Here is a 13,443-nt window from a genome sequence, read left to right on the forward strand (position 1 = left end):
CGGGTCCACTGACTTCGCGGGCTGACGTATCGCAAATCTGCCCGCAGGATGGTGCATCCGCCCGCGAACCCTTCAGTTGGAATTGATAACTGTTTCCATTACTGTCGGCGGTTATGCGCGCGCACTTCCCCTTCACCGCGATTCTCGGGCAGACCGACCTCAAGAATTGTCTCCTATGGACCGCCATCGACCCCGCGATCGGTGGCGTTCTCGCCATGGGTGACCGCGGCACCGCCAAATCGACCACCGTCCGCGCGCTCGCAGATATGCTCCACGCGGCCGGAATCGCCGCGCCCGTCGTTGACCTCCCGCTTGGCGCCTCCGAAGACCGCTTACTCGGATCGCTCGACGTTGACGCTGCGCTCGCCCGCGGCGAGGTCCGCTTCCGCCCTGGACTACTCCAGGAGGCCCACCGCGGCTTCCTTTACATCGACGAGGTCAACCTGCTCGACGACTACCTCGTCGATCTTCTCCTCGACGTCGCGGCCTCCGGAGTCAACCGGGTGGAGCGTGACGGCCTCAGCCATCAGCATGATGCCCAGTTCGTTCTTATTGGCTCCGGCAATCCCGAAGAAGGGGAGCTTCGCCCACAACTGGAAGACCGTTTCGGCCTGTCGACGCACGTCACCACGATTCGTGACGTCGGTGTACGCACCGAGATCGTCCGGCGACGGCTCGCGTTCGACGCTGACCCCGACTCCGTGCTGCACGCCTTCCACGACCAGCAGCAAGACCTCGCTGGGCGAGTCAGCCGAGCGCGGAGCTCACTCGGCGACGTGGCGATCCCAGACAGAGTAAGTGCAGCCGCGGTCCAGTTATGCGTCGAATGTGGTGCCATAGGTCATCGTGCGGAGATCGTGCTCGTGCGCACCGCGAGGGCCGCCGCGGCGCTTCAGGGACGCTGAAGTCACCACGCGCGACATCCTGACCGTCGCCGTGCCCGTACTGCGCCACCGCGTCGCACGTGAACCTTTCGAAAACCCCACTACTGCAAGCGCACGCGTCCACAACATTGCAGTTCGCACATTCGGCCTCCACAGCGCGGCCTGATGAGTATTGAACCCGATCCGCGGGAGCTACTTTCAGCCTCTGATTGGGCGCTATGTGAAATGTGGCTGCGGGGTGGCGAATTCGGGCTCCTCCTCGTGGGCGACAACTGGGGCCGGGAGCAGCTGTGGCGTGAACTCGCACTCGCAGCAAAGGGCCGCGGCACCATGCAACTCGTACCCGCTGCGGATCTCGTCGACACCGAGGACGTAGCGCAATTTCCCATGCGGATACTCGCCGCCGCGCCCGACACTGAATCCGTCCCGCCCATCCTGTTACGACGGTTGACCTGCATAATCGGAGTTCAGGCAAGTCCAGTTCGCAAACCAAAACGGATACCGCCGTCCCCAGACCTCACGCGCGCGGTTGTCGAAGCGCTCGAGGCCAACGGACTTCGCGACCACGGTCTTGACGTCACCGCCGGCCGATTCACCCACGCTGTTGCGCAGATGCGCGGCAGCGCAAAGGCAGGCCTCGAAGCCCTGTACCGCACGGTAATTGCGCCGCGGCTTCTCGGTCCAGCGGGAGCTGACCCCGACGGAGACGTTGGGCGTTCGGATGCAGATGACGATGCTGACCAGCCGGCCGGGCAGCCACTTGATGGGGAACCGCCAGACGAAATCGACGCTGACGGATCGCACAAGGCACCCGAGGTGGACTCTGCTTCTGATCACGGTGACACTGCGGCCGAAGGCAGTTCAGCGGACGCCAGCGAAACGGCGGCCGACATGACCGAGAGTCACGCGGACGCGGAGGGCGCAGCAGAACCCCCGGAACTGCTCGCTGCACCACAGATACGCCGGGTTCCAGAGCAGGTGCGATTGCGTGGGATTACCGCTCGCGCCTCAGCACGTCGTGGCCCCCAGGTCCACAGCGATCGCGGGCGGGCGGGCCGCGTAGTTTCCGTGGAACGAGCACAAGGAAAGGTCGCCATCCACCCCACCCTGGTGGCGGCTGCACGCCGTCACACCGCAGGCCAGGGCGAACAGTACCGAGTGACGCGCGCTGACCTGCGCGGCACACTGCGTACTGGACGCGCGAAGACCGTCACAATCGTGATCATCGATCGGTCAGATTCGATGGGTATGCTGCGGTTACGGCAGGCGACTGCGCTCGCTACGGACGCCCTCGAGAGGGCGTATCAAGACCGCTCTGAAGTGGCCGTCATCAGTGCTCGTGGAGCCAAAGCGCAACTCGTGCTGCCGCCCACGCGGGGGTTCCTTCGCGCGCATCGGGTACTTACCAGACTGCCCAGCGGTGGAGGCACCCCACTGGCGTCAGCCTTTCAACTGGCCCGAGTGGTCGCGGCGCCGTACCTCGCGCGCCGGAACGTGGCGGTCCGGGCCCTCGTTGTCACCGATGGGAGTGCGACCGTGAAACTCGACCCCGACAACGCCGCCAGCGCCGTCGAGCAAGCGACTGAGCAACTGACCATGCTCGCGACGGCGGTGCCCGCAGAGGTCCTGCCGTTGACGCACACTGGCAGACGCGTCGGCACAGAAGATCTGGCGTGGCTAGAGCAAGCTGGGGCTTTTTTCGTCGGAAGGCCCTCATGAGCGCCTTCGCGCGCTAATTGCGCGAGCCCCTCCCTTCGCTCATGCTCTCGCACCATAGCGCACCCGTGTGCGATACTGTGCGTAGAGTTTGTGGAGGTGCAATCCGATGTCGGCAATCAAGGATGTGCTTGACCGGTACAACGTGGGTTTGACGGAGCAAGACCTGGCGAGCGAGCTCGACGCTGCACTGCGATCGGTTCAGCGTCCCGGCTCCGCGCCGCTCACCGCCCATGAACTGGACTACCTCAGCCAGCATGCTGGTGAGGGCACCGATGCGGTGCTAGCGCAATGGGATCCCGCAGACGAACAGCATCGGCACGCCGTCGCCGTCGCCAGCTCGGTTAAAGATCTCGTTGCCAGTTCCCTGAGCCGGACGCAGGCAGCACGGCAGCTAGGGGTCGACCCGTCGGGGATTTCGCGCCGCATCCACGAAGATGCCCTGTGGTCGTTCAAAGTGGGTTCACGACTCCGCATTCCAAGCTGGCAGTTCGCCGGTAACGCCCTACTTCCCGGGCTGGCTGAGGTGGTTGCGGCGATCCCGGAAGGTGCGCATCCCCTCGATATCGCCGCGATGATGACCAGCCCGCACGAGTTCCTCGATGGCCACACGCCAGCGCAGTGGCTTGCCGCTGGCCGCGACCCGGGCGTCATCGTCAGCATGGCTGCAGACTTCGATCGGTGGTGAAACCGAAGGTTCCTCGTGAACCGCATTCGCCGCTAGTTCGCAATGAGGGTGACGTCATCGAGTATGCCGGTCCAGTGTGGAGAATTCACCGAACCCGCGGAACGCATGTCCTGCCGTGGAACTCGTTTCGTGAGTTCGGTCCCGTAGTGAGCTCGCGCTACGATCCGCACCCTCCGGAGCGGGGAATCCACCCTGGTTTCGGCATCATGTATACCGCGTGCAGTGTGCGCACCTCTGTGGCGGAGGTATTTCAGACCACTCGCAGGGTCAACACGATGACCGGTGCGCCCTACCTGACTTCGTGGATGCCGGTCCGGCCGCTGAAGTTACTTGATCTCACGCAGAGCTGGGCAGTGAGAAACAATGCCGCGTACGCGCTCACGGCGGCTCCGCGGCCGACCTGCCGGGCTTGGTCTCATGCCATTCACCAGCAGTGGGAAGACCTCGATGGGCTGTGGGCGCCGTCCACGATGACCGGTGAATCCATGCCGGTGCTATATGACCGGGCAGCAGCGGCGATCCCGTCCGCACCTGATTTTTCGAGGCCACTCTCGCATCCGCTGGTGTGGTCACTGATTGAACGAGCCGCCGAAACAGTCGGCTACGGTGCACATTAGCCGGGCTAATTCAAATAAACCTGGACGATACGGACGAGGGCGACCATTCAAGTCACATGACCCCCACAGGTGTCGTACCGTAGCTCTTTAGGACACTGCGCAGTTCGGTTCGAAAGAACCTAGGGAAGACCGCATATCGCGGGTCTTGTCGGCAATGCCGCAGGCCGACTCGCGGGGAAGGATCCTCATGTCCGCGAACGTGATCGGCTTCGCCCTGCTCCTCATCGGCGTGTTTATGCTCCTGTCAAAGATCATTCGTGTGAAATGGCGGCTGGCACAGCGACTGTTCATCCCCAGTTCCATCATCGGCGGCGGCATCGCTTTGCTGCTCGGTCCAGACGTGTTCGGCCAGATTATGGGCTTGTTCGGGATCGATCGGTTCTCTGAGTCCGGGCTTTTCACCGAGGCTGTACTCGATGTCTGGAGTGCACTTCCGGGGCTCCTCATTTCAGTGGTCTTCGCGGCGCTGTTTCTTGGCCACCGGTTGCCGTCGATCAAAGAAGCATTCCATGTTGCTGGGCCGCAGATCAGCTTCGGCATGGCGCTGGGCAGCGGGCAGTACGTGCTCGGTTTGCTGCTCGCGTTCCTCGTCATGGGCCCACTTTTCGGGCTGCCGATCATCTCAGGAACACTGATTGAGATCGGTTTCGAAGGTGGTCACGGCACGGCGGCCGGTATGGCTGCCACGTTCGAAGAGTTCGGGTTCCCTGAAGGGCAGGACCTCGCCCTAGGCCTCGCGACGATTGGTATTTTGTCGGGCGTAATTGTGGGCATCATCCTTATCAACTGGGGTGTGCGAACGGGTAAAACAACGCAGATTACTGACCGGGCCGATCTCACGGTCGCCGAGCAGGCCGGACTCATCGAGAAGGAGGACCGTCGCCGCGCAGGTACCCTCACCGTTCAGCAGTCCTCGATCGAGCCTCTCACGCTGCATTTCGGTTTGATCGCGTGTGCCGTGCTCATTGGCTGGATGATTCTCGAGAGCCTGCGGTGGATCGAACAGCAATTCTGGGCCGACAGTTTCGAACTGTTCGCGTTCGTTCCGTTGTTCCCGATCGCGATGATCGGCGGAATCATCGTGCAGCTTTTGATTCAGTCCTTTGACAAGCACGAGATCGTCGACCAGCAGTTGGTCGAGCGCATTCAGGGTTTCTCGCTGGACGTACTCATCATCGCCGCGCTCGGCACGCTTTCGCTGCAAGCTATTGCGGCAAACATTGGCCCATTCCTGCTCCTCGCGATCACGGGCCTCCTCTGGGCAGTGTTCGCGTTCCTCGTCCTCGCACGCCGGGTTATGCCTGACTACTGGTTTGAGCGCGGCCTCGCCGACATTGGCCAGTCACTCGGTGTGACGTCTACCGGGCTCATCCTGCTGAGGGTCGCCGACCCTGACCTCAAGACACCCGCGTATCCCGCGTTCGGTTACAAGCAACTAGTACTCGAACCATTCTTCGGCGGCGGTCTCATCACTGCCGGTTCAATACCCCTGATTATGACCTTCGGTGCAGGCTGGTTCTTCGCAGGTATGCTCGCGCTCTTCATCGGTTCTATTGCCGCCGGTTTGCTCTACTTCGGTAAACGGAAACCCCTGCAGGCCGAGACCAAGACCGGTACCCCGGATCAATCTGGGTCACCGTAATCCGCTGTGCCGCGCTTCCAGTACCCCGTGATCAAGTGGTCACACCGCTCAGACGTCACTTCAGCGCGAACCCACCTGCGCAGCGGGCGAATAGACCCCGCTTCTCCGGAGATCCAGATGTAAATGCGCTCACCGGAAGGCAGCACGAGCGTCCGGATCGCCTTTTCCAGAAGATCCGTTGAACCGGGCGCCGCGTCGCCGCGGTGCAGCCATTGCACGTCCAGTCCGGCGGGCGCGTCAAGGGTGACCTGCTCGGATTCGTCCGCAACTTCCACGATCGCCCAGCCGCGCGCATCGCGCGGCAACATCTCGAGCCAGCGAGCGATGGCGGGCAGCGCAGTGATGTCCCCAGCCAGCAGGTACCGGTCATAGCTGTCGGGTACCACGACGCCTCCGGGCGGGCCCGCGATATGAATCCGTGCGCCGGGTTCAGCACGCGCAGCCCACTCAGAGGCGAGCCCTCCCGGATGGATCACGAACTCGATGTCCAGCTCGCCACCCTCAGCATCAAAACGGCGAACCGAATACTCGCGCGAAACGGGCCTTGGCGCTGACCATCGCAGCGACAAACCGTCACGTTCGGGCAACCGGAGAACACCGTCCGAATCCGGAAAGATCAGCCGTACATGTTCGTCGGGCACGTGCGACACGAACCCGGCTAGTTCTGGACCACCAAACGTGACGCGCACGATTCCAGAACCGACGGCTGTGCGCCGCAGCACTGTCAGTTCGCGGAGCCCAATCGGGTACCCGACCTTCGCGGCGCTGTGACCCGCTAGAACCTCCGCCAGCCGATCCTGATAGCCCGTCCGGTTCATTTCGCGCTCCCTCCGCTCGCGGCAGTTACTTCTTCGTTAACTTGCTCTCGCTCATTCACACCCCGCAGTGTCCTGAGCCATGCACACAGCACGAGCGTCAGCACGCACCCGATCAGTCCGTACACCACGAGGGCCGCGGAAATCGGCACAACAAAAGACACTGCACCTGCGGCGATGGCCCCGATGGACGCCCCTGCCGTCATTTGAGCGGACCAGACACCAGCGATGCGCCCGCGGTACTCGTCGGGGGTGCCGCGCTGGATGACGGCGTAACGCATGATGTCGGTGATCGTGTCACCGAAGCCGTGCGCGGCGAGTCCCACGACCACAAGCACGACGGCGGAGGAGGCACCTGCGCCCGCCAGTCCGGCGGCGGAAATCAGCATGCCACCGAAAATCACCCGTCCGCTCCATTGCACCGTCGACGTCCATCCGCTGGTCAGCGACCCCAGAAGCGCTCCAAACGCAGGGGCCGCGTAAAGCAGGCCGATGACTGACGGACCCACACCGAGGACCTCGGTGGCGTATTCGGGTATGAAAACAGCCCACCCGGCCAAGAGCATGGACACGAATCCAGCGACGAGAACTCCGCCGACAACACGGTCACCTAGTGCGTACTTGTAGCCGCTGCTGACCGACGCGGCTGGTGATTCGCGAGCGTGACCTGGAGGCGGCAGCGGTGGTAGTCGCGAAATGCAGAACGTGGTCACCGCAGTCGCCACCGCGGCAACGGTGTAGTTGACCCCCACTCCCCCCGCAGCGATGACGACGCCACCCAGTGCGGGGCCCGCGAGGGCGCCGATGTTCCCCGTCAATGCGACGAGCGCACCTGCGGCGGCGAGCTTGTCGCGGGGTATCAGGCTGGGCGTGACGGCCATCAGCGCAGTGACTGAGATGCCGCCACACACTCCGTCGACGACAGCACAGAGGTACAGCACCCAAGTCTGCGGCTCGGGAAGAACGGCGTTGATTGCGAGTACCGCGAAGAACACGCCTGCGGTCCCGCGCGCGAGCATGATGAGGCGACGGCGGTCACATCGGTCCGCGAGGACTCCCCCGAGGAAGGTCGCCACAAAGGTGGCAGCGCCGAAGACAGCAGCGACCGCGGCGACCTGTGTGGTGGAGCCGGTCAGGTCATACATTTGCACAGGCAGTGCGACCATCAAGAAGCCGATGCCGAGGATCGACACGGCCCGCGCGGTGAACAGGTACCGGAATTCGCGGCTGATGCGCAGCGGGCTGATGTCGATGAGAACTCTGTTGCGCAGTGTCACGCGGATCAGTTCGCCCCGAGGACAGTGAACCAGTGGTCAAGTTCTGGCTGTGTTGATAGCGCCACGAAGTCAACGTCCACGCCAGTCTCACGCCACTGCTCGACGAGCGCGATCAGCCGCACCGAGTCGAGCCCCTGATCCACGAGGCTGATGGATGGGTCAAGCTGGTCCGCGGGAACCTCGAGGATGCGCGCGGTATCGGCGAGGATGGTGGAGCGTTGCAGTCCCATGGTTCTCCTTTAGTGTGTGATGTCAGTTGTGAGATCGCTGACGGCTTGCCGCCAGATCGCCGCGATTCGCTGGGTGGACTCGGGCCCGAGAACACCACTGGCAGCCGAGAATTCGCATTCAATTTCGGGCCCGTCGGCGCTGTCGACGGTCACCGCGTCCACGTGGAGCGGGTGGTTGAGCCTGGTGGCGGGGTCAACGGAACCACCGAGCGCCTCCCCTTCCGGCGCTGTGGTCCAGGCCGCACCGGTTTCTTCGCCGAGCGTCATGCGGCCCAGATAGTTGAACACCACAGAAGGTCGCTGATAGGGCCTCGCCCGGAACTCGGGGTCGTATTCGCGCAACAGCCCGAAGCCGATGCCACCATCAGGGATGGCCCGCAGCGCGGAAGCTGTGTTGTGCAGCGTCGCTGTCAGGTCGTCAGCGACGTCGATCAGCACGGGGAACATTGTCGTGAACCAGCCGACAGTCCTGGAAAGATCTGCGCCGGGGACGAGGTGTTCTTCACGGCCATGCCCCTCGAGCTCGATCTTCACGGCGCACCCCCCGCGCACTTCTCGCACCGCGAATGCCAGTGCGGCGAGGAGGATGTCGTTGACGGCCCCGCTGGCGAGGACCTTCTCGGTGGTTCGAATGGACAGGCGGACGTGAGCGGATCGCATCGTCGCGACAGTGTCCGTTCCGGTCAGCCCACGCGTTCCCAGCACCGGTTCCTCCGCGCTGAGAGCGGGCAGCCACACGTCCCGATTACTGGGCACCCGGTGGCTGGCAGCCAGGGTCGTTGCCCAGGCCCGGAAGGAAGTGCCCTCCGGCTCGATCCCGTCGCCGCGCACTGCGGCGGCCAGGTCAGGAACTAGCGTCCGCCATGAGACCCCGTCAACGGCAAAGTGATGGATCGCAAGAAAAACACGACCGGGGACATCAGGCCCCATGTCGAATAGCACGGCTTGCAACATGATGCCGCGATGTGGATCGAGAGCATCGAGCACACGGTGCCGTTCCACGCGGAAAAGCTCCTCCCAGGGGCTCTGTGCCGCGTCGACCCGGCGTACGAGAACCTCTGGCGCGGGGCCGGTCTCATTGAGTACCCAGCTATCGCGTGCAAGCCTGGATCGGAGTGCCGGGTGCGCTGAAACAAGCTCCCCGATCGCGCTGCTGAGCGCTGCGAGCGTCAGTCCCGCGGGCGCGGTGAGAAGCCGAGATTGTGTGAACCGGCTCAGGTCACCGCCCCATTCAAGGGCGTCGCGCATGATAGGCGTGAACGGGACTTCGCCGGTCGCGGGAATTGCGTCGAGTCGTGCCGCGGCTTCAGCGTCGGCGACGATGGCGTCCGACTTATCGCACGCTGCCGCCATCGCGGCGATGGTGCGCAGTTCGAATACGTCTCGTGCACTCAAGGCTATGCCTGCGGCGCGGACTTTCGACACCAGCTGGATCGAGACGATGGAATCCCCGCCGAGCAGGAAGAAATCATCGTCGATTCCGATGTTCTCCAGGCCAAGAATCTCTGCGACAACACCGGCCAAGGTCGCTTCAGTGGCCGTCCGGGGCGCTCGACTGCTGGTCAACGCGGCGAAGTCAGGATTTGGCAGTGATTTCCGGTCGATCTTTCCGTTGGGCATCGTTGGGATCGAGTCGATCAGGATCACGGCCGCGGGCACCATGTAGTCGGGCAGAAGCGTCTGGAGTTCGCTGCGCACATCGAGCGGGTCGACATCAGCCTCAGCAGGGTCGTCACAAGTTATGTACCCGACGATGCGACGAACACCGGACTCGTCGGTGTGGGCTACCGCGATCGCACTGCGCACTCCGGGCGCTGCGGCCAGCGCCGCTTCCACTTCGCCGAGTTCGACGCGGAAGCCACGTATTTTGACCTGGTCGTCACCGCGTCCGAGGTATTCAAGACGGTATGGCGATCCGGCAGAGAGTCGCACTACGTCGCCGGTACGGTACATGCGCTGCCCCGCGATTCCGTGCGGGTCAGCCACAAACCGGTCCGCGGTGAGTTCCGGGCGGTTCAGATAGCCTCGGCCCACCCCGGCCCCACCAAGGTAAAGTTCACCGGTCCCGCCGGGCGGGACAGGGCGCAGCAGGTCGTCGAGCACGTACGCGCGGCCCCCGTGCACAGCACGTCCGAGCGTCGGTGACGCCGTGTCTGCGGCGAAACCGATCAGTGAGTCGACGGTGCATTCGGTGGGCCCGTACAGGTTCGCGGCAAGCACTGGTGAGGCCCGCAGACGCCGCCACAGATCGGGGTTGACCGCTTCACCACCGAAACCGACAGCGGCCGGACGGTGCGCTCCGCTGAACAGGCCTTCACCTGTCATGTGGTCCAGGAAAGTGGGGGTGACCTCGAGGAAGTCGAGTTCGTGCTCGAGGGTGTAGCGCGTCATCTCTGCTGGGTCACGCATGGTGGTGTCGTCGAAGATATGGACTGTGTGGCCGTCGAGCAGCCACAGCATGGGCTGCCAGGAAGCGTCGAAGCTGAAGGACCACGCGTGTCCGACACCCAGGTTCTCGCGAGCCGCCGCCTGCACGGCAGGCTGGTGCAGATCAGCGTGATGGCTGGCGAACAGGTTCACGAGGTTCGAGTGGGTGATCGCCACACCTTTTGGGCGCCCTGTAGAACCTGAGGTGTAAATGGCGTAGGCGGTGTTGCTGGGCCGCAGCGGGGCGCAGCGATCGTCGTCGGTAATAGGGCGTGCCGACTGTCGTGAGATCAGCTCGCGAGCCGCGTCGAGGTTGAGTACATTCCAGCCACTCAGCACGCTGCCCAGCGTCTCGGATGTCGCGGCGTCGGTGATGACCATGACGGGCCGCGCGTCGTCAAGCATGTGCGCGAGACGCTCCGGTGGATACGACGGATCGAGTGGGACATAACAGCCGCCCGCGGCGAAAACACCGAAAATCGCGGACATCACCGCTGCGGAGCGGGGCAAGGCGATCGCCACTACAGCTTCAGGCCCGATGCCGTGCTGTATCAGCGCCCGGGCCAGTTGATTCGCCGCGCAACTGAAGTCGGCGAAAGTGAGAATGTCACCGCCACAGACGACTGCGGTGCGGTCTGGTGTTGCTTCGGACTGCGCGGTGAGGAGGTCCGGCATGGTCGTCGCGTCAGCGCGGGCGGGAAGCCAGGACGTGAGTTCCTTACGCTCTTCGTCGAGCAGGAAGGACATCTGCGGGACTGGACACTCTGGCTGACCGGTGACTTGTGTGAGCAGCGAGACGAAGCGTCGGCCAATAGCGGTGACGGCGTCGGGTGAGAACAATGCTGGCTGGTATTCGAGCCGGACAATCAACTGGTCACTAAGGCCTGCGACCAGGACGAGCGGGAAGTTCGTCGCATCCGCTCCGTGCACGGCATCCATTCGGATACCGCCTGACTGCTGTGCTCGTTCGAGCGCATCCTTGTCGATTGGATAGCTTTCGAAGATGGTCAGGGTGTCGAACAGTTCACCGAGCCCCTGGTCACGCTGGATATCAGCGAGGGCGGCGTACTGGTGATCGATGGTTCGGGCGTGGGACCGCTGCACTCGCTCTAAGAGATCGGCGGCTGTGTCGCCTGGCTCTATCTGTACGCGAACTGGAACGGTGTTGATGAAGAGCCCGACCATGGATTCCACTCCAGGCAGTTCTGGAGGGCGTCCCGATACTGTCGCTCCGAAGACCACATCGCGACGGCCAGTAAGGCCGCTGAGCAGCAACGCCCACGTTGCCTGCAGAACCGTATTGACCGTTACCCCGCACCGCTGCGCACACGCAAGAACCGCAGCAGTGAGTTCGGTAGGGATGCCGGGGTCGTGAGTATCGATCTGGCGTGCTTCGCGGGTAGATCCGGGCGCCGCAACCAGTGTCGGCTCAGTGAGCCCCGCGAGCGTCTCCTGCCAGATAGCCTGGGCGGCAGCATGATCCTGCTTGTCCAGCCAGGCGAGATAGTCGCGGTAGGGCCGAACCGGCGATAGCTCCCCGGCGCCGGCATACAGTTCGAGCAGTTCACGAACGAGGATCGGTGTGGACCAGCCGTCGACGACGATGTGATGCGCCGTCATGATGAGATGGCATTCGCGTGCACCCGTGCGGACGAGATGCCAGCGGATAAGGGGCGGCTGTGTGAGGTCGAACCATTGCCCACGATCGGCGGAGCAAATCTTCTCGAGTTCGGTGACCTGTGCACCGTTGTGCAGGTGGGTCAGGTCGCTCGTTGTCCAGGGTGCGGTCACACCACGGACAACCAGACCAGCGGTGCGCCCATCTTTACGCTGCCGGAAGCAGGTGCGCAGTGCCGCATGCCGTTCAAGGAGGGCGTGTGCCGAGTCCCGCAGCCGCTGCTCATCGAGGTCACCTGTCAGCCTCAATACTGACTGCACGGTGTACACGTCAGGCCCAGCATCCGCACCATCGTCCGGCCTGGTGACGGCGTGAAGGTAGAGCAGACCGTGCTGCAATGGTGAAAGAGGGACAACGTCTTCGAGCGCAGTGGTGCGGGACATCAGAGATCTAGTCCTTAGCCGTTAGTTGTTGGCTGCGGGCAGGGTTTCAAGTGATTCCTCGATGGAATCGAGCGCGAGCACTGCCGTCTGGTAGGTCGCGGCATGGCCGTGGCGGACGGGGATCAAGTTCCCGGACTGAACCGCTGGAAGCGACTGCCACAGATCAGAATTCATAAGTTCCTCGAGTTCCTCGGTAACGGTGCCGTCTTCCTGAACCGCGTAGACGATGACATCGGCGTCGCCGAGGAGCTCCGGAATGCGCTCGTACGACGCGTACTCTGCATGCTCGATGGAATCGTCGTCGGGTTGACCGGGGAAGTCGGCGCCGAGGTCAGCGAACAAGTTCGTGGTGTAGGAATCCGCATACTCGCGGACGAACTCCCCTGCATTGGCACCACAGATATCGCACACGCCAGCGAATTTCAGGCTGCCAAGACTGTCCTTATACTTCTCCGCGATTTCGGTGGCACGCGCGTCGTATGTCTCTTTGAAGGGACCATAGTTCTGGGCGACTCCGGCAGCGTCGGTTTGCTGTTCACCCAGTTCCCGCCAGTCTGACGCGGTCGTGGGACCGAGGAAGACCACCGGCGCCAGCGCTTCCAGCGCCTCCATGTTGAGGCTTTCCTTGGCGCGAATCGGGACACCCATGATGATCAGGTCCGGCTCGGCCGCGGCGACTGCCTCATAGTTGATCGACTGCGCCGCCCCATCAGGTGCGATTTTCGGCAGCGCATCGTAGGCAGCGCGAGTTTCCTCGGCCATACTGTCGATCTCGCGGGTCCACTCGCACACTGCTGAGAGGTTTGCCTGGGCCTGGATCAGCGGCAGGACAGCGTAGCCGCATGCCACGATGCTCTGCGGCTCTGCGGGAATCTCGATGGAGCCGTTCTGCGCCTCGAAGGTGCGAGTCGAGTCTGATGTGGCTGCCACGTCCGCCGAGTCGGCGGTGGCACTCGTGCCATCTCCGTCATTTCCGCATGCCGCCAGCCCCAGCGCCAGCAGCGACGCTGCAGCGAGTGCCCCCGCACGGCGTGCGCCACTCAGTTTTGTTCCTCGCATGTGCTTGATCTCCCCGGAATGAGAATG

11 protein-coding genes are annotated in these 13,443 nt (G+C 63.3%); 6 read left to right on the plus strand and 5 right to left on the minus strand.

The features are described from left to right. Positions 1-113: 113 nt before the first annotated feature. The 6 genes from FHU29_RS11700 to FHU29_RS11720 all read left to right on the plus strand — a co-directional run bounded on the left by FHU29_RS11700 (position 114) and on the right by FHU29_RS11720 (position 5,547). On the plus strand, positions 114-905 hold the full coding sequence (locus FHU29_RS11700) for a magnesium chelatase ATPase subunit I (RefSeq protein WP_341478970.1): 792 nt from the start codon (positions 114-116) through the stop codon (positions 903-905). Positions 906-936: 31 nt separating this feature from the next. Further along, the gene (locus tag FHU29_RS23675) at positions 937-1,050 is read left to right on the plus strand and encodes a hypothetical protein (protein ID WP_341478971.1); all 114 of its coding nucleotides are present in this window, start codon (positions 937-939) and stop codon (positions 1,048-1,050) included. After that, complete coding sequence (locus FHU29_RS11705) at positions 1,050-2,603, plus strand: VWA domain-containing protein (protein WP_083962429.1); 1,554 nt, start codon at positions 1,050-1,052, stop codon at positions 2,601-2,603. The genes FHU29_RS23675 and FHU29_RS11705 overlap by 1 nt, the downstream gene beginning before the upstream one ends. 106 nt (positions 2,604-2,709) lie before the next feature. Further along, on the plus strand, positions 2,710-3,288 hold the full coding sequence (locus tag FHU29_RS11710) for a hypothetical protein (protein ID WP_064442705.1): 579 nt from the start codon (positions 2,710-2,712) through the stop codon (positions 3,286-3,288). Beyond that, a complete protein-coding gene (locus tag FHU29_RS11715; protein WP_183377545.1) occupies positions 3,282-3,905 on the plus strand; it encodes an RES domain-containing protein in 624 nt (207 codons plus the stop codon). Before FHU29_RS11710 ends, FHU29_RS11715 begins: the two co-directional genes overlap by 7 nt. Before the next feature lie 187 nt (positions 3,906-4,092). Beyond that, positions 4,093-5,547, plus strand: coding sequence for a sodium/glutamate symporter (locus FHU29_RS11720; protein ID WP_064442440.1), 1,455 nt, complete (start codon positions 4,093-4,095; stop codon positions 5,545-5,547). Here the strand turns inward: FHU29_RS11720 and FHU29_RS11725 are convergent. From FHU29_RS11725 to FHU29_RS11745, 5 genes are read right to left on the minus strand one after another with little or no spacing between them, the layout of a single operon-like run. Beyond that, the gene (locus FHU29_RS11725; protein WP_064442439.1) at positions 5,529-6,365 is read right to left on the minus strand and encodes a siderophore-interacting protein; all 837 of its coding nucleotides are present in this window, start codon (positions 6,363-6,365) and stop codon (positions 5,529-5,531) included. The genes FHU29_RS11720 and FHU29_RS11725 overlap by 19 nt on opposite strands. Next, complete coding sequence (gene entS / locus FHU29_RS11730) at positions 6,362-7,639, minus strand: enterobactin transporter EntS (protein WP_064442438.1); 1,278 nt, start codon at positions 7,637-7,639, stop codon at positions 6,362-6,364. Before entS ends, FHU29_RS11725 begins: the two co-directional genes overlap by 4 nt. A gap of 5 nt (positions 7,640-7,644) precedes the next feature. Then, positions 7,645-7,869, minus strand: a complete 225-nt coding sequence (locus FHU29_RS11735; RefSeq protein ID WP_064442437.1) for a phosphopantetheine-binding protein — start codon at positions 7,867-7,869, stop codon at positions 7,645-7,647. Between the two features lie 9 nt (positions 7,870-7,878). Beyond that, on the minus strand, positions 7,879-12,357 hold the full coding sequence (locus FHU29_RS11740) for a non-ribosomal peptide synthetase (RefSeq protein WP_064442436.1): 4,479 nt from the start codon (positions 12,355-12,357) through the stop codon (positions 7,879-7,881). A 21-nt stretch (positions 12,358-12,378) separates the two neighbouring features. After that, positions 12,379-13,416, minus strand: a complete 1,038-nt coding sequence (locus FHU29_RS11745; RefSeq protein ID WP_064442435.1) for an ABC transporter substrate-binding protein — start codon at positions 13,414-13,416, stop codon at positions 12,379-12,381. Positions 13,417-13,443: the final 27 nt, after the last annotated feature.

The sequence above is a fragment of the Hoyosella altamirensis genome (assembly GCF_014191505.1).
In the GTDB taxonomy this organism is placed as follows: domain Bacteria; phylum Actinomycetota; class Actinomycetes; order Mycobacteriales; family Mycobacteriaceae; genus Hoyosella; species Hoyosella altamirensis.